We start from the raw sequence: 20,960 nt of genomic DNA, 5'->3' as shown, positions 1-20,960 counted from the left end.
CGCAGCGGGCGGCGGCCCGTAGCCGGACGCGGGGCCGAATGCTCCGCTCGGGGGCCGCGGTGGCACACCGGTGGCCGGAGCGGCCCCCCCGGCCGGTGCCTGCTGCGGTGGCGTGGGGGGCTGCCCCGGCTCGCCACTCGGTACCGGTCGATCGCTCATGGCCCGAATGCTAGGGCATCCGCCCCGACACGCCCATGGGGGGTGCGCGGACGAAACGTCAACGCGCCTGCGGCTTCCCGCGGGGGACGACCACTCACGCGACGCCGTTGTACGGCAGCTTCCAGCGCTGCGAAACGGTGTCCGCGCACGGCCGCAGGAGCACCGCCGTGCCCTCCGCGAGCGCCCCGCCCGCGGTTCCCAGGCACAGCCCGGTGTCCTGGTGCTTCAGCCGCTGCCCCGGGGCGGTGACCCAGCGCTGCGCCGAACCTCCGGTGCACTCGGCCAGCGTCACCGAGGAGCGGTCGCCGGCCGGCGCCAGGCAGGCCGCTCCGCCGCGCAGCGAGCCGTCGTTGCCCACCGTCCACCCGGTCGAGACGGCCTGGTCGCCGCAGGACCCGACGGTCACCGGAGCACCGGCCGTCCCGCCTCCGCCGTGCCGCAGACAGATCCCCGGGGCGCCCGCCGGCACCTCGCCGGACGGCAGCCCGACCCGGTTGTGGAAGGCGAAGGAGTTGCTGCGCAGGCCCGTTCCGCCGCTCCAGACCTCGAAGCCCGCCTGCACCCGGCACAGGTAGGAGCCCTTGGGGACGTAGCCGCGCGCCATCGCGTCGGCGGTGAGCAGCCTCAGGTTCAGCCCGCGGGTGGTGTGGGTGGGGACCGTGCGGACGTAGCTGATCACGCTGTGCGGGCCGGTGATCGGCGCCTGGTACACGTGGTAGTTCGCGTCCCCGAACGGCAGGGCGTCCGCCACCTTGTCCCCGGCGGGCCGCACATTGTCGGTGGCGTCCAGCCAGATCATCACCTCGGCGCTCTCCCCCGGGAGGCAGTTGTCCGGGCTGGAGCCGTACCAGAGGTCGAAGGAGAGGTTGAAGGAGCCGCTCACCCGGCCGTTGGCGTCCCAGTCCACGGTGGCATCGCCGAGCGCGCTGACCGGCACCGGCAGGCCACTCGCCCCCGGAGCGGTGGAGACGTTGGGGTAGGCGCCCGGGGCCAGCGGGTTCTTCGGGACGAAGTCGTCGGTCCGGGACAGCGTGAACCCGCTGTCCCCGACCGGGTCCACGCAGACCGTGCCGGCGGTGTTCCACGGGTTCGGTTCGAGGACCTTCGCGCCGCCGTCCATCGCCAGCTTGGGGAACGGCTCCCGGACGGTCGAACACAGGCCCGGCGCCCCCGTCGTGGCGGCCGGCGGCTCCACCGCTCCGACCTCTCCGCTGCACCCGGCCAGCAGCGCGGCGACCGCACCGAACGCGGCGACCGCCCACAGGCCGCGGCCCAGGCGCCCGGCTCTGCCGTCCTCGATGACCATCGCTCTCCCCGAACCGTCCGAACCGTCCTCGTCCGCCGAGCGGACAACCGTACACAAGCGCTCCGGCCGCACCTTCGTTCGCATCACGATCGGAACTCGATATCGGTTCCGGATGGGCGTCCGAAGAGGGGGGAGCGAACTCCGTGCGATCGGTCCCGTACGATCCTGGCGTCCCCCTGTCGCCCGATTCACAACGGCCGCTGCCCGGGGACGGTTCAGATCAGTACGGCTTTCGGGGGAGTAGAGCACGTGACTGTCACCGAGCGCGCGCGACTCGCGGGAAGCGGTCAGCCGCCGGCCTCACGACGCCGGAGCCGGCGCGACCCGGCCGCCCGCAACCGGTGGGGCCTGCTCCCCCAGCCCCCGGACAACACGGAGAAGTACCTCTACGCCCGCACCAACCTGTGGGTGCTGACCTGCTTCTCGCTCATCAGCTTCGCCTGCATGGTGGCCAGCGAGATCGGCCTGCTGAGCGCGACGCCGTGGTTCCTCTTCTTCATACCGCCGCTCGCCTTCACCATCGTCTACTACCTGATCTCCCGCTGGGTGCACGGCTTCAACGAGACCTTCGACCTCGGCGCCCACCGCGCCCTCGTCAAGTCCTGGCAGCCCGAGCGCCATCCGACCGTCGACGTCTTCCTGCCCGTCGCCGGCGAGCCGATCGAGGTGCTCCACAACACCTGGACCCACGTCGCCCGGCTGCGCGACCAGTACCCGGGCGAGGTCACCCCGTACGTCCTCGACGACAGCAACAGCCCCCAGCTCGCGCAGATGGCCGTCGACTTCGGGTTCGTGTACGGCACCCGCGACAAGCTCGGCTGGTTCAAGAAGGCCGGCAACCTCCAGTTCGGCTTCCGCAACTCCGACAGCGACTACATCCTCATCCTGGACGCCGACTTCGCGCCCCGGCCGGACCTGCTGAACGAGATGCTCCCCTACATGGAGGCCGACCCGCGCCTCGGCATCGTCCAGTCCCCGCAGTTCTTCCGCATCATGGACTCGCAGAACTGGATCGAACGCGGCGCCGGCGCCGTCCAGGAACTGTTCTACCGGACCGTCCAGGTCTCCCGGCAGCGCAACGACGGCGCCATCTGCGTGGGCAGTTGCGCGGTGTACCGGCGCGCGGCGCTGGAGGAGAACGGCGGCACCACGCTGATCGGCCACTCCGAGGACGTGCACACCGGGTTCGACCTGCGCCGGCTCGGCTGGGACCTCCAGTACATACCCGTCGCGCTGGCCACCGGCGTCTGCCCGGACAACGTCGGCGGTTTCTTCAACCAGCAGTACCGCTGGTGCACCGGCTCGATGAGCCTGCTCGGCAGCAAGAAGTTCTGGCAGACCAAGCTGCGGCCGATCACCCGGGCCTGCTACCTGTCCGGCTTCTTCTACTACATCCACACGGCGCTGTTCACCGTCGTCTCACCCCTCATACCGATCGTCCTGCTGCTCGCCCGCCCCGACCTGATCCGCTGGGAGAACACCGCTCTGGTGCTGCCCGGCCTGCTCTACGCGACCGTCATATTCCCGCTCTGGCACCGCAATCCCTACCGGCTGGAGGCCTGGGCCGCCCGCATGATGTACGGCTGGGCGCACGTCTTCGCCATCTGGGACATCGTGCGCCGCAACCGGATGGCCTGGCAGCCGACCGGCTCCGACGGCGCCAAGCGGAACAAGACCCGCCGGTTCTGGATCGGCGTCATTGCCTGGGGCGGAGGAACGGCCCTGCTCTGGGTGCTGTTGAGCATCTGGCGGATGCTCACCATGGGCCCCCTGAACTTCGCCCTCGTCCTCGCCTCCGGCCTCTTCTACGCCACCATCGTGGGCCGGGTCCTCGTCCAGCCGCGTCCCACGGAAGCAGTGTGATCGCCATGACCGCCCACCCCGGACGGGCTGACCGGCTCCGTCGGCGGCTGGCGCTCCCGCTGCTGGCCGCCGCCGGCCTGCTGCTCACCACCGCGTGCGGCCCCGAGGACCCCGGCTTCGCGATGCAGCGGGACCTCGCCCGGACCGCCCCCACCGCGGCCCCCGGCGCCTCCGGGGGCCCCGGCGGCACCGCACCGGCCGCGCCCGCCCAGCCCAAGGCCCTGCCGACCGGCGTCCCGTACGACGTCACGCCGCTGCTCAAGCCGGACCGCAAGTACCTCGGCGCCGCCCTGCCCGACGTCCCCGCCACGATGGACGCGCTGCCCGGTTACAGTTCCGCGATCGGCAAGCAGCCCAACGTCCTGGAGTACTACGCCTACTGGAAGGGCGGCTTCGACACCGCCGGCGTGCGCCGGATCTACGAGGCCGGAGCGCTGCCCTTCATGGCCTGGGAGCCGCACGACCGCTCGCTCGCCTCCATCGCGGCCGGCGACACCGACGACTACGTGCGCGGCGTCGCCAAGTCCGTGGCCAAGCTCAACCTGCCGATCGCCATCAGCATCGCCCACGAGATGAACGGCGACTGGTACCCGTGGGGCCGCCAGGCCGCCACCCCCGAGGACTTCGTGGCCGCCTGGCGCCACGTCCACGACATCTTCGACCAGGCCGGCGCCACCAACGTGATCTGGGTCTGGAGCCCCAACATCATCGACCCCGCGCCCAACACCCGCCTGCAGCCGTACTACCCCGGCGACACCTACGTCGACTGGGCCGGCATGACCGGCTACTTCACCCGCACCGGGCCGAAGACCTTCGAGACCCTCTACGGGCCCACCATGGCCGAGATCCGCACCTTCTGCGCCAAGCCCTTCTTCATCAGCGAGACCGCGTCCGAGCAGGGCAAGCGCCAGCAGGCCGACATCGACCAGCTGTTCTCCGGGCTGGAGGCGCACGACGACATCATCGGCTTCGTCTGGTTCAACATCGTCAAACGGGCGGACTGGCGGGTCGAGGCCGTCCCGGACACCCTCGCCGCGTTCAAACAGCGCGTGTCCGACCCCCGTTACGGCTTCGACATCCGGAACCCCCGATGAGCACTGAGTCCGAGTTCCCCCCCGTCCCGACCAGCCGCTCCGCCCACGGCCCGACGGCCGGTCCGGAACCGGACCCCGCCGAGCACCGCGCGGCCGTGGCGGTGGACAACCCCGACGGCATCGAGCTGGCCCCGTACACCATCCCGCCGGTCCCCGCGATCGGCTGGGACCCGGGCAGCAGCCCCCGGCGCCGCTGGATCGCCCGCGGCCTGCTGGGCGCCGTCCTGACCGTCCAGGCCGCGCTCTCGCTGCGGCTGCTGGCCGCCGCGCACCCCGACGAGGCCGCCGCCATGGTCGCCGGCCGCCAGCAGCTGGCCCACCTGCTGCACGGCACCCCGGTCACCACCGACCTGGTCGACCGGGTGCACGGATCGCCCTGGCTCTACCCGCCGCTGGCCGGCGCCGCCGCCGACGCCAACGGCATCTGGGGCACCCGGCTGCTCAGTCTCGGCTTCGCACTGATCACCACGATGCTGCTGTACGCGCTGACCAGGCGTCTGTTCAACGAGCGGGTCGCCATCTGCGCGATCGCCGTGTACGCCGTCCTCCAGTCCACCGTCGTCGTCGGCTTCTACGCCGCGCCCGAGTCCCTCGCCGTCCTGCTGATCGCCCTCGCGGCCTGGACCACGGTGTTCACCGCCCACCGCCATCCGGCCCTGGCCCTGCTCGCCGCCCCACCCGCGGCACTGGCCTGCGCCGTGGCCTACTCCGCGGCCTTCGCCGTCCCCGCGCTGGTCGCCCTCGCGTTCGCCGCCGCCCGGCCGCACCACCGGCCCGGCCCGGCCGCCGTGCGCGCGCTGCTGTCGGCCGCCGCCACCCTCGTCCTGCTGCTCCCGTACGGCACCCTCGGCGCGGTCGCGGGGTGGTCGCCCTCGCGCGGCAACGCGCCCGGCCCGGCCGGCCCGATCCTGCTCGGCACGCTCCAGTGGGCCGGCCTGTTCACCGTCCTCGCCGTCGCCGGCACCGTCGCCTACGCGCGCCGCGAGCAGATGAACGAGCACGACGCGCCGGAGAAGGACGCCGTCCCCACCACCCGGGGGCAGCGCGCCCTGCTCGGGGCCGTCCTGACCGTCACCGCCCTGCTGATCCCCGCCGCCCACCTGTGGACCGGCACCTCCGGCGCGCTGTTCCGCCACCTCGGCTACGGCATGCTGCTCGCCGCCCCGCTCGCCGGGGTCGGCCTGACCCGGCTGGTCGGCGCCCACTTCCGCCACCCCCAGCTGGGCATCCTGGTCTGGGTCGCGCTGCTCGCGCTCGGCATGGAGCAGTCCGCCCTGCGCTACCAGAACGGGCCCGACTCCGGCCGCCTGCTGGCCGTTCTGAGGGCCCACACCGAGCCCCAGGGGCGCTATCTCACCGAGGTCGACGGCCTGGCCGAGTACTACCTCGGCAGCGTCTCCGAACCCGCGCAGTGGATCTCGACGCGGGCCGGCACGGAGTACCGCGACGGCGGCGGGGTGCAGCACCACGGGGACGACGGCAGTGTGGCCGCGATCCGGGACGGCTGGTTCACCATGGTCGTCCTGGACAGCACCGCGCCGAGGGGCACCGACCGGGCCCTGAGCGAGGCCCTGGCCGCCGCCGGACACTACCGGCTGGTCGCCCAGTTCACCTCGCCGACCGGTGATTCGAGCACGTACAAGGTCTATCTCAAGCACTGACCGGCTGTCCGGCCCACGCACACCCGCGACACGACAGGCACAACATATGGTGCCGCCACAGTCTGGCGGCACTACATGTATGCTCGCTTCTGCTGTCGATGCAGGGGAACCCGGTGCGAATCCGGGACTGCCCCGCAGCGGTGAGCGGGCGGCTCCAGCAGCCGCACCCCGCGAGTCCGAGTACCTGCCGACGGCGTGCGCCACGGCCCTCCCGCAGAGGCCGCGCCGGCACGAGCAGTACCCCTCCGGGCCTCGCGGGCGGGCCGGGGAGTCACCTCGCGCGACGCTTTTTGCGTTCGCGCCGTGCTCCCCTGCCCAGATCGGCCCGGTGGCCCCCGAGCACCGCCGCCGATCGCCGCCAGGAGAGAGCGCCTTGACCACCGCTGCCTCAGCCACCCTGCCCGCCCAGGGCTCCGGTACCGCCTTCACCGACCCGACGGTCTCCGACCCCGGGGGCGCGCTGCTGCGGCTGCTCACCGACCGCAGCACCGACCTCACCGAGGTCGACCCCGGCCATGTCGCCGCCGCCGCACTGCGCGGCCGCCACGCCGGCTCGGACTTCGCCGAGCTGCGCGGGCTGGCCGTGGACGCCGCCGCGTCGATGATCGCCGAGGACCCCCAGTACTCGAAGCTGGCCGCCCGCCTGCTCGCGCTGGAGATCGTCGACGAGGCGAACAGCCAGGGCTCGGTGTCCTTCTCCGCCTCGATCGCCGTCGGCCACGCCGAGGGCCTGATCGGCGACACCACCGCCGCGTTCGTCGCCAAGCACGCCGCCGCCCTGGACGCGCTGATCGACCCCTCGGGCGACGACCGCTTCGAGTACTTCGGCCTGCGCACCGTGCAGTCCCGCTACCTGCTGCGCCACCCGATCACCCGCAAGGTGATCGAGACCCCGCAGCACTTCCTGCTCCGCGTCGCCTGCGGCCTGGCGGTCGGCGACAGCGAGCAGTCGGTGCGCGAGGTGGCCGAGCTGTACGGCCTGATGAGCCGCCTGGAGTACCTGACCTCCTCGCCGACGCTCTTCAACTCCGGCACCCGCCACCCGCAGATGTCGAGCTGCTACCTGCTCGACTCGCCGCTGGACAACCTGGACTCGATCTACAACCGCTACGCGCAGATCGCCCGCCTGTCCAAGCACGCCGGCGGCATCGGCCTGTCCTACTCGCGCATCCGCTCGCGCGGCAGCCTGATCCGCGGCACCAACGGCAAGTCCAACGGCATCGTGCCGTTCCTGCGCACCCTCGACTCCTCGGTCGCCGCCGTCAACCAGGGCGGCCGCCGCAAGGGCGCGGCCTGCGTCTACCTGGAGACCTGGCACGCCGACATCGAGGAGTTCCTGGAGCTCCGCGACAACACCGGTGAAGAGGCGCGCCGCACCCACAACCTCAACCTGGCCCACTGGATCCCGGACGAGTTCATGCGCCGGGTCAACGCCAACCAGGACTGGTCGCTGTTCTCCCCGGCCGACGTGCCCGAGCTGGTCGACCTGTGGGGCGCCGACTTCGACGAGGCCTACCGCAAGGCCGAGCTGGCCGGCAAGGCCGTCCGCACCATCCCGGCGCAGACCCTGTACGCCCGCATGATGCGCACCCTGGCACAGACCGGCAACGGCTGGATGACCTTCAAGGACGCCTCCAACCGCGCCGCCAACCAGACCGCCCTGCCGGGCCGCACCGTGCACTCCTCCAACCTGTGCACGGAGATCCTGGAGGTCACGGACGACTCCGAGACCGCCGTCTGCAACCTGGGCTCGGTCAACCTGGGCGCCCACGTCGCCCCGGGCGCCACGGCCGCCGACCTGATCGGCGCCATGGACTGGGAGCGGCTGGACGCCACCGTGCGCACCGCCGTCACCTTCCTCGACCGCGTGGTGGACATCAACTTCTACCCGACCACCGAGGCGGGCACCTCCAACTCCCGCTGGCGGCCGGTCGGCCTCGGCGTGATGGGCCTCCAGGACGTCTTCTTCCAGCTGCGGATCGACTTCGACTCCGCCGAGGCGAAGGTCCTCTCCACCCTCATCGCCGAGCGCATCATGCTCACCGCCTACGAGCGCTCCGCCGACCTGGCCGAGCAGCTCGGCCGCCACGAGGCGTACGGCGAGACCCGCGCCGCCCGCGGCGAGCTGCACATCGACCACTTCCCGACGGCCGCCCCGCAGTGGGCCGACCGCTGGACGGCGCTGCGCGCCCGGATCGCCGAGACCGGCCTGCGCAACTCGCTGCTGCTGGCCATCGCGCCGACCGCGACCATCGCCTCCATCGCCGGCGTCTACGAGTGCATCGAGCCGCAGGTGTCCAACCTGTTCAAGCGCGAGACGCTGTCCGGCGAGTTCCTCCAGGTCAACCCGTACCTGGTGCGCGAGCTCAAGGAGCTCGGCGTCTGGGACCAGCAGACCCGCGACGCCCTGCGCGACGCCAACGGCTCCGTCCAGGAGCTCAACTGGCTGCCCGCCGAGGTGCGTTCGCTGTACCGCACCGCGTGGGAGCTGCCGCAGCGCGCGCTGATCGACCTGGCCGCGGCCCGCATGCCGTACCTGGACCAGAGCCAGTCCCTGAACCTGTTCATGGCGGCGCCGACCATCGGCAAGCTCAGCTCGATGTACGCCTACGCGTGGAAGGTCGGTCTGAAGACCACCTACTACCTGCGTTCGCGCCCGGCCACCCGCATCGCCCAGGCCGCGTCCGGCACCGCCCGTGCCGCCGCGCCGGCGCCGGTGCCCGTGAACACCCCCTCCCTCACCCCGGAGCAGGAAGCCGCCATCGCCTGCTCCCTGGAGAACCCCGAGTCCTGCGAGGCCTGCCAGTAATGTCCGACGACCGCCAGAAGATGCTGCTCGACCCCGGCTTCGAGCTGACCCTGCGCCCGATGCGCTACCCGTCGTTCTACGACCGGTACCGGGACGCCATCAAGAACACCTGGACCGTCGAGGAGGTGGACCTGCACTCCGACGTCGCCGACCTGGCGAAGCTCAGCGAGGGCGAGCGCCACCTCATCGGGCGACTGGTCGCGTTCTTCGCCACCGGTGACTCGATCGTCTCCAACAACGTGGTGCTGAGCCTCTACAAGCACATCAACTCCCCGGAGGCGCGGCTGTACCTGTCGCGCCAGCTGTTCGAGGAGGCCGTGCACGTCCAGTTCTACCTGACGCTGCTCGACACGTACCTGCCCGACCCGGAGGACCGCAACGCGGCCTTCGCCGCGGTGGAGAACATCCCCTCCATCCGCCAGAAGGCGCAGTTCTGCTTCAAGTACATGAACGCGGTCGACCACATCGAGTCGCTGCAGACCAAGGAGGACCGCCGCGCGTTCCTCCTGAACCTGATCTGCTTCGCGGCCTGTGTGGAAGGTCTCTTCTTCTACGGCGCGTTCGCCTACGTGTACTGGTTCCGCAGCCGCGGCCTGCTGCACGGCCTGGCGACCGGCACCAACTGGGTGTTCCGCGACGAGTCCATGCACATGGACTTCGCGATGTCGGTGGTCGACACCGTCCGCGAGGAGGAGCCCGACCTCTTCGACGACGAGATGGCCAAGCAGGTCACGGAGATGCTGGAGGAGGCCGTCGAGGCCGAGCTCCAGTTCGCCCAGGACCTCTGCGGCGACGGCCTGCCCGGCATGAACACCGCGTCCATGCGCGAGTACCTGCAGGCCGTAGCCGACCAGCGCCTCGCGCGGCTCGGCCTGCCGATCCGCTACGGGTCGACCAACCCGTTCGGCTTCATGGAGCTCCAGAACGTCCAGGAGCTGACCAACTTCTTCGAGCGCCGGGTGTCGGCGTACCAGGTCGCCGTCGAGGGCACCGTCGCCTTCGACGACGACTTCTAATCCACAGATACGACAGGGGTGCCCCGCACGGCCACAGCCGTGCGGGGCACCCCTGTTTGATCAGTCGGTCGGAAACTCCCCGGACTTGATCCCGGAGAGGAAGGACGACCAGGCACCGGCCGGGAAGAGCAGCGCCGGCCCGCCCGGGTCCTTCGAGTCCCGGACAGCCATTCCGCCCGGGACCAGCCGACGGGTCTCCACGCAGTCGTTCGCCTGAGCGCTGAAACTGCTCTTGAACCAGCCCCGAACAGCGATCTCCGGTACGACCATCGCGCTCACACCCCTGTCTGGTCCCGCACTCACGTCTCCGCTGCAATTTCCGCGATCATATCCAGCGATTTCGCCGGATCCAGGGCCGCCGACCGGAGGTACTCGAAGACCAGTCCGTAACCGTCCAGCTCCACCTGGTTCTCCAGGTAATGGCTGCTCGTCAGCGTCTCCAAGAAGACCGCCCCGGGGTTCGGAGAGTCCGTGAACCCGAACATCACGAAGGCTCCGCACGCACCAGCCGTCGCACCTACCTCCAGCGGCACCACCTGCAAGGTCACAGTGGGCATTTGAGCAGCTATGGCCAGGTGCTCCAGCTGCGCTCGTTGGACTTTCCTGCCTCCGACCGGGCACCTGAGCGCTGGTTCCCAGATGATCGCCCAGAATCTGGCCGGTTCGGCCTTGGAGAGGACTTCCTTCCGTTCCATCCGGATCTCGACCAGCTGGTCGATGCGCTCCGGGCGAACGGCAGCCGGGTTGGCCTCCAACACCGCGCGTGCATAGTGCTCGGTCTGCAACAGGCCCGGCACCACCATGGATTGCCAGGTACGGATGTACCGGGCATCTCCTTCCAGCCCGAGGAAGTCGGCGTATGCCGGCGGAATCGTGTCGCCGTAGTCGTGCCACCAGCCGCGCTTCTTGCTGTCCCGGGCCAGTACCTCAAGAGCGTCGCGCTCCACCTCCGCCGAGACCGGCCGGGGCCTGTTCCTCGTCCAACAGCTGGCCACCCAGTGGGGCTGCTGCCCGTGCAAGGGTGGCGTCGGGAAGTTCGTCTGGTGCCACGTCTCCCCCGAGGCGGACGCCGCGTGACCGCCGTCCGGGCCGGGATCGCCGGCGTCATGCTCCCCACCGACTTCCCCAGCCTCGACCACGCCCTTCCCGTCCTCTGGGAGCGCGTCCGCAAGCTCCCCATCCGGGAGGCCCACCGGGACTTCATCCGGATCTGCATCGGTCCGGGCGGCGGCCAGGGCATCGCCACCTGCCTCTCCCGCAACGACAGCTGGAGCGTCACCCTCTACGTCGGCGAGATGGCCGACTGGACCTCCCACCTGATCACCATCACCACCGCCGCCCCGCAGCCCTGAACTCCCCAGTCCCCGCCCGGCGTTCACGCCGGGCGGGGACGGCCCGACCGCCTTCCCGTTCTGGAAAGATCAGGTTCTTGACCCTGGGAAGGTGGGATCGGGAGCATCGAGCGAGACAGGAACCTCTCGCGACTGGAGGCACATGATGCTGCGTAGGCTGGCGGGGGAAGGGTCCTGCAAGAACGGCAACTGCCCAACCCTGTGGGGCACCGAGAACGCGGACTACGGGGTCCAGGGATACGTGATCACCGATCCGCGCCGCCTGGCGGAGTTGAACCTGCCGGACGGTGAGTCCGCGGTCGTGGTTCCCGCCGCGATCCTGGAGGGATACTTCCGTGCTCAAGGGTGAAGACTTCGGCCGCCTCTTCGAGACCTTCGAACGAACGGCCTTCCGTCTCGAAACGCTGGCCGTCTACGACGTGGACGAGGAGCGTGAGGAGTTCGCCGACTTCCTCGCCGGCAAGGGGCTGCCGCCCGAGTCCTCCGACAACCCCTGGGTCCGCTCGATGACGGACCTGGGTAAACAGGTGGCCCGCGTACACGTCCTCCGCTCGCCGCTGTCGGACTACCTCCGGTACGAGCTGGCGTCGTACCCCGGCAACATCAAGGCCGGTGAGTCGATCGGCATCATCGACACGGCCCGCCAGGAGGTCGCCGGGCTCCCCGACCACGACTTCTGGCTGTTCGACGACGCCTACGTCTACCGCATGCACTACACCGACGCCGGCCGGTTCCTCGGCGCCGAACTCCTACCCGAGAACCGCCTCCCCGAGTACCAGCAGTACCGAGCTATCGCCCTGGCCAACGCCATCACCTTCGGGGAGTACACGGAAGCTTGAGCGGGGGACATCACAACGACTTGAGCAAAGCCCTGCGGGCGCTGCGAATCGCCTCGGACAAGACGGCCGGGACCACCGCCCGCAGGGCTTCCATGTCGGCTGCACGAGTAAGCCTCCCACCGTCGGGAAGCCCCTCGGGTTTTCCTGAGGGGCGAACATCCCGCGGCCCTTCGTGCGCAGGAAGTCGGACCAGCCGACTTCCTGCGCACGAGGGTCCGGCTGCACAAGGAGCCGCCAACTGCCTCGCCCACAGCGGCACTTGGAGCACCATCCTCCGCATCGGCGAGATGACCGACCGGACGGCCCACCCGATCACCATCACCACCAACGGCGAGCCCTGAACAACCCCCGCCCCGCCCGGCGTTCACGCCGGGCGGGGCAGCCACCCATCGTCCCGATTTCCCGTTCTCGAAAGATCACGTTCTTGACCCCGCACTCGGGATGTCGGGAACATGGAACAAGCAGCCAAGGGGAGGACGCAGCCTTGAAGCTGACCGAACTCGACAGTTCCTGCGACAACGGGCCGTGCCCGACGATCTATGCCACCGACACCGGAGAACTGGTCGTTCAGGGCTTCCGGGTGGAGGACCCGGAAGCCCTGGCAACGATGCGGTTGCCCGAAGCCGAAACTGCCGTACGCATTCCGATCGATCTCCTGGTGAGGGTTGCCCGTGACCATCTCTCCTGACGCCTTCGGCGCACTCTTCGACGGCTTCCAGCTGGAAGCGTTCCGGCTGGAGACACTGGACGACTACGGCAAGTCCGGCAGCGTCGATGCCTACCAGGCATTCCTGGCCGGAGAGCCGCAGCCGGCCGGCTACAACGCCGCGTGGCTGACACGGGTCCGGCGCAACACCGACGCCGGCCGCCGGATGTACCGCGTCCACATCCTGACCCGGCCGCTCACCCGCTACCTCCAGTTCGAACTGGGTTGGGGCTACCGGACGAACGCAACCGCAGGCGAAGAGTTCTTCATCCTCGACATCACCGACAAGCCGAACCCACTCGAAGGCGTCCCCGACTTCTGGATGTTCGACGAGTCCACGACCGTGTCGATGATCTACGACAATGAAGGTGGATTCCTCGGAGCAGAGGAAGAGCCCGATGCGCAGAAGTGGCTCCGACTGCGAGATGCGGCCCTGAGCCACGCCGAGCCCTTCGCTGGGTGGTGGGAGCGGCACGGAAACACGTGAGGGGAAAAATCGGTAGCACGCTGCGGGAGCTGCGGAAGGCCAGCGGGAAGGAGGCCAAAGCAGTCGCCCGCAGCGCTGCCATGTCCGCGTCCAAGCTGAGCCGCATCGAGACCGGGAAGATCGCCCCGACGGCAATGGATGTGGACCGCATCCTGACTGCCATCGGAGTGCCGGATGAAGTCCGGGCAGGAATCGTGGAGACCGCGCGGAGAGAAGCCACCGAAGCCACAGCCTGGCGCCTGTACCGCCGCAGCGGCTTTCACTTGCACCAGGACGCCATCCGTGCCGTCGAAGCCGAAACCGCTGTTCAACGGATCTTCCAGCCGTCCTGCATTCCTGGCCTGTGCCAGACACCGGAGTATGTCCGGGCGATCCTCAGCACGAAGGGCCTGACAGAGCAGGTTCTGTCGCAGACCATCGGCGCCCGAATCCAGCGGCAAGCCGTACTGTTCGAGCCGTCCAAGTCCTTCCGGTACGTGATCACCGAATCGGTGCTGCGCTGGCGGCTCCTCTCCCCACTCGCGATGGCCGTCCAGCTCGACCGGCTCATCACTCTCTCCCGTCTCCCGAACGTCCGGATCGGTGTCGTGCCGCTCTCGACCCACACGGCAGAACCGCCTTCCTCGTCGTTCGTCGTCTTCGACAACCGATTGGTCATCGTGGAGATCCCGCACGCGGAGGTCACCACCAGCGAACCGAGAGACGTGGAGTTGTACCTGGACCGGTTCGACCGGTTCGAAAGAGCGGCACTTTTCGGAGACGCCATGCGGGAGATGGCCGGAAGAATCCGGGACGAGTTCTTTCGGGAACAGGAAAGCGCGCCGGAATAGGCCTCTTCCGGCCGTAATTTGGTGGCTCGGCAGAGAAAGTCAGAGAGCCACGGGAGTCCTCCATGTCCGCTGCGGGTTTCGCACAGCCGGCCGAAAACGACCGCCGCCGTACGCATGCGGAGCTCATGGCGCGGATCGACGAGAACCCGGTGCGGAAGGATCTGACGACCGGGCGCCTGGTCGAGCTGGTCGGTGCGGAGCACGGTCGGGCCCTCGTCCGGCCGCTGTTCGAGCCGGACACGCCGCCGCGCCAGGTGCCGGCCGACCAGCTCACCACCCGTATCAGCCTCTGGCGCTGACCGTCCTCTCCCCCCTCATTCCTCCGCCCAAGTCCTGGGCGGGGCGGGGCCGCTCCTCGCCGCCCCGAAGCGACACCGGAAGGTGCAGGCGATGACCGACGACAACCTGTACGAACTCGACCTCTCCCGGGTCGAGTTCAACCGCGCGTGCGGCGGCAACCAGGGCGGGGGCGACGACGGCGAGTCGTGCGTGACCCTCGGCCTGGTGACGCACGGCGTCTTCGCCCTCGGCGACAGCAAGCGTCCCGACCGCGAGCCCCTGCTGTTCACCGCCGAGGAGTTGGCCGCGGCCGGGATCGACCCGGCGCGGTTCGGGCTCTCGGCCTGACCTCCGTTGCGCCCCGTCCGCCCGCAGTCCCGTGCGGGCGGACGGGGCGCCAACGCCATTGAGGAGAAGCGCAGTTGCACTTCCACGGCTACGAGTGGGCCGGTGACGGACGGCTCCTGGCGAGGGAGTCGGAGCGCCGGCCGGTCGACGGTTCGGGGTTCCGCCTCTCCGAGCTTCCGCCGATGATGACGGGCTGGTGGCTGCTGCGGCCCGCCGCCCAGGTCCGCGGCACCTGGACGACGCCGGCCGATGCGGTCACCTGGCTGGTGAACCGCTACGAGGAGCACACCCCCGGCGGTGAACCCTGGCTCCCGGTCACCGCCCGCCGGCAGTCCGCGCTCGACCAACTGGCCCAGGAATCCGACGTGGTGTGGTCCCGCTGGGTCTCCGACAGCCGCTGGTCCGGCCACTACGTGATCGTCTGCCCCAACAGGGCCTGGCCGGGCCTCCCCTGCCCGGCTCCGACCGGCTGACGCCCGCGGGGCGGCGATCAGGGGCGGGGGTCAGGGTCGGCGTCCGGCCGTGAGGTCGGCGTCGGCGGCGGCGAGGATGCGGGCGAAGGTGTGGGCGATGAGGGGCTTGGCCAGCACCCGGGTGAGGGTCGCGCCGAAGGGCAGGCGGACCTGGAAGGTGGTCGTCCAGGCGACCTCCGTTCCTCCGGGGACCTCGGTGAAGGTCATCCGGCCGAGTTCGTGCCGGGACGGCGGCACGCTGCGCTCGACCGTGTAGTCGAAGCCGTACGGCCGGTCGTAGGTGGTGACCCGCTCGCGGAACCAGCCGATCGCCCAGGTGTGCACCCGCACCGCGCCCACGCCGTAGGGCGCTCCGGCGCCCGGCCGGGCCAGGCGGGCCCGGAGGATGAGCGGGGAGCGGGTGTAGTTGGTGGTGGTGGCGCACCAGTCGAAGACGTCCTCGATCGGTGCGGCGATGACGCGTCGGACGGTCAGGGTCTCCATGGTCATGTCCCCTCTCTCGGTCGGCAGCGGCACTGACTGCGGCGGCCGCACTCGACAGGTGGACCGGGGAGCCGCCGGAAACGTGACACCGGCGCCGGCCCCCGCCCCGGAACGCTCCGCCGATCGCCGAAATCTATCGCAGCTGCTACGGTCGTAGACATGATGAAAGAAACCGATGCCCAGTCCGCCGTGACCGAGCTCCGGATGCCCCTCGACACCAAGGTGGTCATCTGGGCCTTCTGCGCCGCGGTCGGCGCCGGCCTCGGCTTCGCCGTCCCGTGGCTGCTCCAGTTCGCCGCCCGGCACCCGATCCCCTACGCGGACACCGTGCGGTTCCTGGGCTCGTTCACCTCCCCCGCCATGGTGATCGGCCGACCGGTGGCGCTCGCCGCCGTCGGGCTCCTGGTCGGACTCTTCGTCACCTACCACGCCGCCACGCTGCGCATCTCGGACGAGAGCATCACCGTCGTCGAGGGCGACGACAGCCGGGTGATCACCCGCGACCAGGTCGGCGGTGTCTTCCGCCACGGCGGCAAGGTGCGGATCGAGTCACCGCTCGGCCGCGTCCTCTTCGACGACGACGTCGAAGGCGGGAAGGCGGCCGTCGCCTCGGCCTTCCGCCGCCACGGCTACCCCTGGGAAGGCGCCTGAGCTCCCGCGTGCCGCATGTGGCACATTGACCGGACGGCCCCACCCCCGGGGCGCGCGATCGAGAACCGAGGTCTCCCGTGTCCGCACAGAACGCCGCGCCGTACCGACCCGCGCCGCGTACGGTCGTCGAGGCCTGCTTCGATCCGCAGGGCACGGCCCCGCTCGACTACGTCTACGACGTCGCCGCGGCCGCCGGGCTGTCGGACCAGCCGGTACGGCTGGCCGTTCGCCGGCTGGAGGCGGCGGGCGTCCTGCGGCAGGAGGGGCGGGGCCGCAAGGGCCGGCTCGTCCTGACCGACCGGGGCAGGATCCGCTCGGACCTGGACGTCCGGTTCGTCGCCCTCGCCTACGCGCAGGATGCCGGCCTCGCCCCCTGGGACGGGCTGTGGCGCCTCTACACCTTCTCCGTCCCCGAACGCCACCGGCCGGAACGCGACGCCCTGCGCACCGCGCTGACCCGGCTCGGCGCCGCACCGCTCGCGCCCGGCGCCTACGTCAGCCCGCACGACCTGCTCGACGAACTGGCCGCCGAGGCCTCGGCGGCGACCGTCGACGCCTACCTGGTCACGGCGGAGGCCACTCGCCTGACCGGCCGGGGCTTCACCGGCCCCGGCGCCACCGCGGAACACCTCTGGCCGGCGGCCGGGACGGTCGAGGCCTACCGGCCCCTCGCCGACGCGCTGGCCGAGGAACCCCTCGGCCCCGACCGCGGCTCCGTCGAGCTCGTCGCCACCGCGCTGCGCCTGGCCGAGGCCTTCACCCACGCCCTGGAGCTCGATCCGCTCCTCCCCCCGGAGCTGCGGCCCGCCCCGTGGCCGCCGTCCGAGGTCCGGCGCGACTTCCACGAGGCCTGGACCGCGATCCGCGGCCGCACCCCCGACCTCTCGCTCTTCCGCGCCTTCGAGCCGGAGCCGGAGCCGGAGCCCGAACGGCCCCTGCCCGCCTGATGCCCACCCGGACCTCACCCGGACGGACGTGACTTCCCCGCACGGACCCGCCGCCCCACACGGATCGCCGCGCCCTCCCGGACACCGGGGACGTCCGGGGCGGCGGGTGCGCGCCTTCAGCCCTTGACCGATCCGGCGGCCAGGTCAGGGACTACCCGGTCGCCCCGGAGCCGGTCGCCCGCGAGGCCGCCGGCCGGGTCCGGCGCGGCCGGCGGAACGCCGAGGGCCGGGACACCCGCGGTGTCCCGGCCCTCGCGCACGACGGACCGTCAGTCGTTCGCCACGGTCGCGTACTTCGGGGTGCCCTCGGCCATCTGCCGCAGGGCGTCCTTGCGGTCCCGCTTCGACAGCTTGTCGATGTAGAGGGTGCCGTAGAGGTGGTCGGTCTCGTGCTGGAGGCAGCGGGAGAAGAAGCCGGTGCCCTCGACGCGGATCGGCTGACCGTTCTTGTCGACGCCGGTGACCGCGGCGTAGTCCGGGCGGGCCAGCTCGGCGTACGCGGTGGGGACGGAGAGGCAGCCCTCGTTGCCGTCGTCCAGGTCGCGGCGGCGGTCCGCCGGGTACTCCTCCAGCACGGGGTTGATCACGTGGCCGATGTGGCGCACGCCCTCGTCGTCCGGGCAGTCGTAGACGAAGACCTTGAGGTCGACGCCGATCTGGTTGGCGGCGAGGCCGACGCCCTCGGCGGCGTACATCGACTGGAACATGTCGTCGATCAGCGCGGACAGCTCGTCGTCGAAGACGGTGACGTCCTTGACCTCGCGGTGCAGCACCGGGTTGCCGACGACGGTGATCGGACGGGCGGTGCCCTTGCTGAGGTCGGGCTCCTCGCCGATCACCTTCACGGGCGCCTCGGGCGCCGCCCCCTCCACGTCGTGCTCGTGGTCGTGGTCGTGGTTGTGCCCGTGCTGCTCCGCCATGTCTTCCGCTTCCATAGGTCTACGCGTACCTCACCAGGGTACTCAGCACACTTCTTCGAGATCCCGGTAAGCCCGGCTTCCGGGGGCGGCCGCGGCCCAGCGGTCCAGCAGGGTGCGCACGAGGTGCGCCGGGGCGGCGATCCCGCACTCGCGCTCGACCAGCCAGGACATCCCGGCCGCGCCGCCCTGGCTGAGGTGGCTGAGGTGGCCGGGGTGGGCGGCGTCGCCGTCGTCGTGCGGGTCGTGGTGGGCGGCGACACCGTCGTCGGAGGCCATCCGGCTCTCCGAGCAGGCCCGGCAGAGCAGCCGCACCGAGGAGGTCCAGTCCTCGGCCGCGTAGCCGGCGTCGGCGACCAGCTGCTCCAGCGCGTCCCGGTCTCCCGCGGTGGCGGCCTGGAGCAGCACCACGTAGGTCGGCACCGGGGACGGCGCCCACAGCTCGATCTCGTCGAACACCGGGTAGGCGACGCCGTCGGTGACCCGTTCGCCGTGCGGGGCGCCGTCGTGCAGCACCACCTCGCCCCAGCGGCGGCCGGAGGACGGCAGCGGGATGGACAGCACCTCGATCCGGGCCGGGTCCAGCCGACGGCCCCAGACCACCTCGGACTCGCCCTCCGGGGACAGCCGCACCGGCGTGGTGCCGAGGTCCAGGCTGACCGGGCCGTCCTGCTGCCCGCCGGGGCCGCCGGGCAGCTTCAGTCCGTACGCCTGCCAGGCGCGGCGGGCCAGCGGCCAGTCCTGCAGGGCGGTGGCGGTGATGCCGAGGTTCCACCAGTCGGGGGCGCCGTGCTCGCGGTCCAGCAGGGCGACGGCGCGCAGGCCGGCCGAGCGGGCCTGCTCCCAGTCCCGGCGGAACTTGTGCAGCAGGGCGAGGTTGAACCAGGAGTCGGAGAGCCACGGCTCCAGGTCGGCGGCCATCACCAGCAGCGCGCCGGCTTCCTCGTAGCGGCCGTCGCCGATCAGCGTGAAGGCCCGGTCGGTCGTCTGCCGCCAGGTGGCGGACGGCCGGTGCCGTGCCCGGTGGAAGATCCTCACGTTCGTCCCTGCCGTCGTCGTCCGCTCAAGTCCCGTGCCACCGTGCCCGTACCGCCTCGGACGGCGTTCGGGGCCCGGTGCCCCGGGTCGGTGTTCCACGCTACGACCGCATCCAACCACGCCCGCCCCCGGCCGCGCTCCCCACCGCCGAGGTTGGGGCCCGCCCCTCCCCAGCCTGCCTGTCCGATCCCGCCCGCTCAACCCCTGACGGCCGGAACCCGGTTCCCCGGGCCCTCGGCGGTGGCGGACGGACCCGGCCGCGCGGCCCCCGCGGGCCCGGCCCGCCGGCCGGCCCTTCCCACTCGTCCTGCCCTAGCCGCCCACCCTGGCCAGGGCGTCCACCACCCGGGCGTCGTAGATCCGGCCGCGGCCCAGCCGCAGCGCCTCCAGCACCTCCAGCCGCCCGACCGCCCCGCCGACGCCCCGGCCGCGGGCCGCCGTGAGCAGGTCGTCGTGGGCGTTGGCGACCCGGATGATCCGGGACGCGAGCGGCACCGGGCCTTCCCCGGGGGCGGCGCAGGCGCCGGGCCCGGCGCACGGGTCGGCCAGCCGGGCGACCTGCTCGGCGACCTGCCGGGGCACCCCGGTGCGGCTGATCACCTCGCTGCCGAGCCGGGCGATCCGCTGCTGCTCGGCGCCGGGGAGCAGTGCGGTGGCGCCGTCCGGCACCGGCTCGACCAGGGACAGCTGGCCGACGTCGTGCATCAGCGCGGCGTACTCCAACAGGGCGAGCTCGCGGGTACCCAGGCCCAGCTCGCGGCCGAGCGCGCACGCCGTGTCCGCGACCCTGCGCGCGTGCCCGTGCGGGGTGTACCCCGCCACCTCGGTGGCCCGGGCGAGGCTGGCGATGGTCTGCCCGGTGGTGGCCCGCACGGCGGCGGCGCGCCGGAAGGACACCTGGGCGAGCAGCAGCGGGGTGCAGAACAGCGGCAGGGCCCACAGCCCCACCTCGCCGGCCGCGAGGCTGACGAGCATCCCGGTGGCGACGATCGCCGACCCGATGCCGAACAGCGAGCGCAGCTCGTCCTCCAGTGCCGCCGGGAACCGCGGCCCGCCGCCGGAGCGGCGCAGCAGCGCCGCCAGGGTCGCGTCGCAGAGCGCGGCCAGGGCCGCGACGGCGGTCAGGAACACCCCGTACGCCGGGCCCTCGGGCGAGAAGCGGTCGACCATGCCGCCGTTGTAGAGCGGCTGGAAGACGGCTCCGGCGAAGCCGACGGCGAGCAGCCGGCGGGCGGCGCCGTCGCGGCGGGCCGGGTCGGCCCAGGTCGGACGGCGGTGCGCGCCCGGAACCCCCGGACCCCCCGGACCCCCTGCGCCCCCCGGACCCCCCGGGCCCCCCGGGCCGGCGCGGTGCGGCAGGACGAGGCAGGCCAGTCGGCCCAGCAGCAGGCCGGCCCCGGTCACGGCGACCACCTGGAGCGTCCCGTGCGCCGTCGGCACGCCCCGCAGCGGCCCGAGCAGGGCGTACGCGAGCGCGCCGGCCGCCCCGATCGGCGCTTGCTCGCGGTCCCCCGGAAGGGTGATGCGGACGCACTCACCGAGCGCGATCAGCGTGGTGAAGGCCAGCGCGACCCTGGGTTCCGCGACCCCGCGCACCGCGACCGCGCCCAGCGCGAGCGCCAGCAGCGCGGCGGTGACGACGGCGGTGGCTCGCGGGGACCTCACCCAGAAGATCGAGGTCGACGCCCGGGGCGAGATCCTG

General features: G+C 71.5%; 23 protein-coding genes and 1 riboswitch. Of the genes, 16 read left to right on the top strand and 7 right to left on the bottom strand.

Translation table 11 applies throughout. From position 1 onward, the window contains the following. Positions 1 to 253 precede the first annotated feature (253 nt). Positions 254 to 1,465 (bottom strand): ricin-type beta-trefoil lectin domain protein, encoded by a 1,212-nt coding sequence (locus AB0E96_RS04940; RefSeq protein ID WP_359818572.1) that lies wholly within the window; start codon positions 1,463 to 1,465, stop codon positions 254 to 256. Between the two features lie 444 nt (positions 1,466 to 1,909). Between AB0E96_RS04940 and AB0E96_RS04935 the strand changes: the two genes are divergently transcribed. The 5 genes from AB0E96_RS04935 to AB0E96_RS04915 all read left to right on the top strand — a co-directional run bounded on the left by AB0E96_RS04935 (position 1,910) and on the right by AB0E96_RS04915 (position 9,908). Further along, positions 1,910 to 3,328 (top strand): glycosyltransferase family 2 protein, encoded by a 1,419-nt coding sequence (locus tag AB0E96_RS04935; RefSeq protein WP_359818640.1) that lies wholly within the window; start codon positions 1,910 to 1,912, stop codon positions 3,326 to 3,328. Positions 3,329 to 3,333: 5 nt separating this feature from the next. Further along, a complete protein-coding gene (locus AB0E96_RS04930) occupies positions 3,334 to 4,422 on the top strand; it encodes a glycosyl hydrolase (protein WP_359818569.1) in 1,089 nt (362 codons plus the stop codon). Continuing rightward, positions 4,419 to 6,083 (top strand): glycosyltransferase family 39 protein, encoded by a 1,665-nt coding sequence (locus AB0E96_RS04925; RefSeq protein ID WP_359818566.1) that lies wholly within the window; start codon positions 4,419 to 4,421, stop codon positions 6,081 to 6,083. Before AB0E96_RS04930 ends, AB0E96_RS04925 begins: the two co-directional genes overlap by 4 nt. 62 nt (positions 6,084 to 6,145) lie before the next feature. Beyond that, positions 6,146 to 6,290: riboswitch (cobalamin riboswitch) on the top strand. 190 nt (positions 6,291 to 6,480) lie between these two features. Further along, positions 6,481 to 8,892 (top strand): ribonucleoside-diphosphate reductase subunit alpha, encoded by a 2,412-nt coding sequence (locus AB0E96_RS04920; protein ID WP_359818637.1) that lies wholly within the window; start codon positions 6,481 to 6,483, stop codon positions 8,890 to 8,892. Beyond that, complete coding sequence (locus AB0E96_RS04915; RefSeq protein WP_359818564.1) at positions 8,892 to 9,908, top strand: ribonucleotide-diphosphate reductase subunit beta; 1,017 nt, start codon at positions 8,892 to 8,894, stop codon at positions 9,906 to 9,908. The genes AB0E96_RS04920 and AB0E96_RS04915 overlap by 1 nt, the downstream gene beginning before the upstream one ends. Positions 9,909 to 9,968: 60 nt before the next feature. On the opposite strand, the gene AB0E96_RS04910 is transcribed toward AB0E96_RS04915, so the two are convergent. Continuing rightward, positions 9,969 to 10,178, bottom strand: a complete 210-nt coding sequence (locus AB0E96_RS04910; RefSeq protein ID WP_359818562.1) for a DUF397 domain-containing protein — start codon at positions 10,176 to 10,178, stop codon at positions 9,969 to 9,971. Between the two features lie 29 nt (positions 10,179 to 10,207). Then, positions 10,208 to 10,855, bottom strand: coding sequence for a DUF5753 domain-containing protein (locus AB0E96_RS04905; protein WP_359818559.1), 648 nt, complete (start codon positions 10,853 to 10,855; stop codon positions 10,208 to 10,210). A gap of 126 nt (positions 10,856 to 10,981) precedes the next feature. Between AB0E96_RS04905 and AB0E96_RS04900 the strand changes: the two genes are divergently transcribed. The 9 genes from AB0E96_RS04900 to AB0E96_RS04860 all read left to right on the top strand — a co-directional run bounded on the left by AB0E96_RS04900 (position 10,982) and on the right by AB0E96_RS04860 (position 15,222). Further along, positions 10,982 to 11,260, top strand: a complete 279-nt coding sequence (locus tag AB0E96_RS04900) for a hypothetical protein (protein ID WP_359818556.1) — start codon at positions 10,982 to 10,984, stop codon at positions 11,258 to 11,260. A gap of 142 nt (positions 11,261 to 11,402) precedes the next feature. Continuing rightward, positions 11,403 to 11,609 carry a hypothetical protein gene (locus tag AB0E96_RS04895; protein ID WP_359818554.1) on the top strand — a complete coding sequence of 69 codons (207 nt, stop codon included), beginning with the start codon at positions 11,403 to 11,405 and terminating at the stop codon, positions 11,607 to 11,609. Further along, a complete protein-coding gene (locus AB0E96_RS04890) occupies positions 11,596 to 12,099 on the top strand; it encodes a DUF6879 family protein (protein WP_359818551.1) in 504 nt (167 codons plus the stop codon). The genes AB0E96_RS04895 and AB0E96_RS04890 overlap by 14 nt, the downstream gene beginning before the upstream one ends. Before the next feature lie 484 nt (positions 12,100 to 12,583). Further along, positions 12,584 to 12,787: a hypothetical protein gene (locus AB0E96_RS04885; RefSeq protein WP_359818549.1), complete on the top strand. Its 204-nt coding sequence runs from the start codon at positions 12,584 to 12,586 to the stop codon at positions 12,785 to 12,787. Then, a complete protein-coding gene (locus tag AB0E96_RS04880) occupies positions 12,771 to 13,292 on the top strand; it encodes a DUF6879 family protein (protein WP_359818547.1) in 522 nt (173 codons plus the stop codon). Before AB0E96_RS04885 ends, AB0E96_RS04880 begins: the two co-directional genes overlap by 17 nt. Next, positions 13,214 to 14,122, top strand: coding sequence for a helix-turn-helix transcriptional regulator (locus tag AB0E96_RS04875; RefSeq protein ID WP_359818544.1), 909 nt, complete (start codon positions 13,214 to 13,216; stop codon positions 14,120 to 14,122). Before AB0E96_RS04880 ends, AB0E96_RS04875 begins: the two co-directional genes overlap by 79 nt. A gap of 62 nt (positions 14,123 to 14,184) precedes the next feature. Continuing rightward, complete coding sequence (locus tag AB0E96_RS04870; RefSeq protein WP_359818542.1) at positions 14,185 to 14,421, top strand: hypothetical protein; 237 nt, start codon at positions 14,185 to 14,187, stop codon at positions 14,419 to 14,421. Between the two features lie 91 nt (positions 14,422 to 14,512). Further along, on the top strand, positions 14,513 to 14,749 hold the full coding sequence (locus AB0E96_RS04865; RefSeq protein ID WP_359818539.1) for a DUF397 domain-containing protein: 237 nt from the start codon (positions 14,513 to 14,515) through the stop codon (positions 14,747 to 14,749). Positions 14,750 to 14,823: 74 nt separating this feature from the next. Continuing rightward, positions 14,824 to 15,222 carry a hypothetical protein gene (locus AB0E96_RS04860; RefSeq protein ID WP_359818536.1) on the top strand — a complete coding sequence of 133 codons (399 nt, stop codon included), beginning with the start codon at positions 14,824 to 14,826 and terminating at the stop codon, positions 15,220 to 15,222. Positions 15,223 to 15,252: 30 nt separating this feature from the next. Here the strand turns inward: AB0E96_RS04860 and AB0E96_RS04855 are convergent, their stop codons facing one another. Next, positions 15,253 to 15,711, bottom strand: a complete 459-nt coding sequence (locus AB0E96_RS04855) for an SRPBCC family protein (protein WP_359818533.1) — start codon at positions 15,709 to 15,711, stop codon at positions 15,253 to 15,255. Positions 15,712 to 15,864: 153 nt separating this feature from the next. Between AB0E96_RS04855 and AB0E96_RS04850 the strand changes: the two genes are divergently transcribed. After that, positions 15,865 to 16,356, top strand: coding sequence for a hypothetical protein (locus AB0E96_RS04850; RefSeq protein ID WP_359818531.1), 492 nt, complete (start codon positions 15,865 to 15,867; stop codon positions 16,354 to 16,356). 77 nt (positions 16,357 to 16,433) lie between these two features. After that, on the top strand, positions 16,434 to 17,303 hold the full coding sequence (locus tag AB0E96_RS04845; RefSeq protein ID WP_359818528.1) for a transcriptional regulator: 870 nt from the start codon (positions 16,434 to 16,436) through the stop codon (positions 17,301 to 17,303). Positions 17,304 to 17,572: 269 nt separating this feature from the next. Here the strand turns inward: AB0E96_RS04845 and def are convergent, their stop codons facing one another. The 3 genes from def to AB0E96_RS04830 form a co-directional block, all read right to left on the bottom strand. Then, positions 17,573 to 18,223: a peptide deformylase gene (gene def, locus AB0E96_RS04840; protein ID WP_359818526.1), complete on the bottom strand. Its 651-nt coding sequence runs from the start codon at positions 18,221 to 18,223 to the stop codon at positions 17,573 to 17,575. A 42-nt stretch (positions 18,224 to 18,265) separates the two neighbouring features. Beyond that, positions 18,266 to 19,258: a hypothetical protein gene (locus tag AB0E96_RS04835; protein ID WP_359818523.1), complete on the bottom strand. Its 993-nt coding sequence runs from the start codon at positions 19,256 to 19,258 to the stop codon at positions 18,266 to 18,268. A gap of 312 nt (positions 19,259 to 19,570) precedes the next feature. Continuing rightward, positions 19,571 to 20,956, bottom strand: a complete 1,386-nt coding sequence (locus AB0E96_RS04830; RefSeq protein WP_359818634.1) for an HD domain-containing phosphohydrolase — start codon at positions 20,954 to 20,956, stop codon at positions 19,571 to 19,573. Positions 20,957 to 20,960: the final 4 nt, after the last annotated feature.

Source organism: Kitasatospora sp. NPDC036755 (assembly GCF_040636595.1).
Lineage (GTDB): Bacteria > Actinomycetota > Actinomycetes > Streptomycetales > Streptomycetaceae > Kitasatospora.
Note: the sequence above shows the minus strand (reverse complement) of the source record. Positions and strands in the feature narration are given on the sequence as shown.

Bases quoted from the DNA above. Each gene is read 5' to 3' on its own strand.
- AB0E96_RS04940 (WP_359818572.1), bottom strand. From the start codon at position 1,465: ATGGTCATCGAGGACGGCAGAGCCGGGCGCCTGGGCCGCGGCCTGTGG.
- AB0E96_RS04935 (WP_359818640.1), top strand. From the start codon at position 1,910: ATGGTGGCCAGCGAGATCGGCCTGCTGAGCGCGACGCCGTGGTTCCTC.
- AB0E96_RS04930 (WP_359818569.1), top strand. From the start codon at position 3,334: ATGACCGCCCACCCCGGACGGGCTGACCGGCTCCGTCGGCGGCTGGCG.
- AB0E96_RS04925 (WP_359818566.1), top strand. From the start codon at position 4,419: ATGAGCACTGAGTCCGAGTTCCCCCCCGTCCCGACCAGCCGCTCCGCC.
- AB0E96_RS04915 (WP_359818564.1), top strand. From the start codon at position 8,892: ATGTCCGACGACCGCCAGAAGATGCTGCTCGACCCCGGCTTCGAGCTG.
- AB0E96_RS04910 (WP_359818562.1), bottom strand. From the start codon at position 10,178: ATGGTCGTACCGGAGATCGCTGTTCGGGGCTGGTTCAAGAGCAGTTTC.
- AB0E96_RS04895 (WP_359818554.1), top strand. From the start codon at position 11,403: ATGATGCTGCGTAGGCTGGCGGGGGAAGGGTCCTGCAAGAACGGCAAC.
- AB0E96_RS04870 (WP_359818542.1), top strand. From the start codon at position 14,185: ATGTCCGCTGCGGGTTTCGCACAGCCGGCCGAAAACGACCGCCGCCGT.
- AB0E96_RS04865 (WP_359818539.1), top strand. From the start codon at position 14,513: ATGACCGACGACAACCTGTACGAACTCGACCTCTCCCGGGTCGAGTTC.
- AB0E96_RS04855 (WP_359818533.1), bottom strand. From the start codon at position 15,711: ATGACCATGGAGACCCTGACCGTCCGACGCGTCATCGCCGCACCGATC.
- AB0E96_RS04850 (WP_359818531.1), top strand. From the start codon at position 15,865: ATGATGAAAGAAACCGATGCCCAGTCCGCCGTGACCGAGCTCCGGATG.
- def (WP_359818526.1), bottom strand. From the start codon at position 18,223: ATGGCGGAGCAGCACGGGCACAACCACGACCACGACCACGAGCACGAC.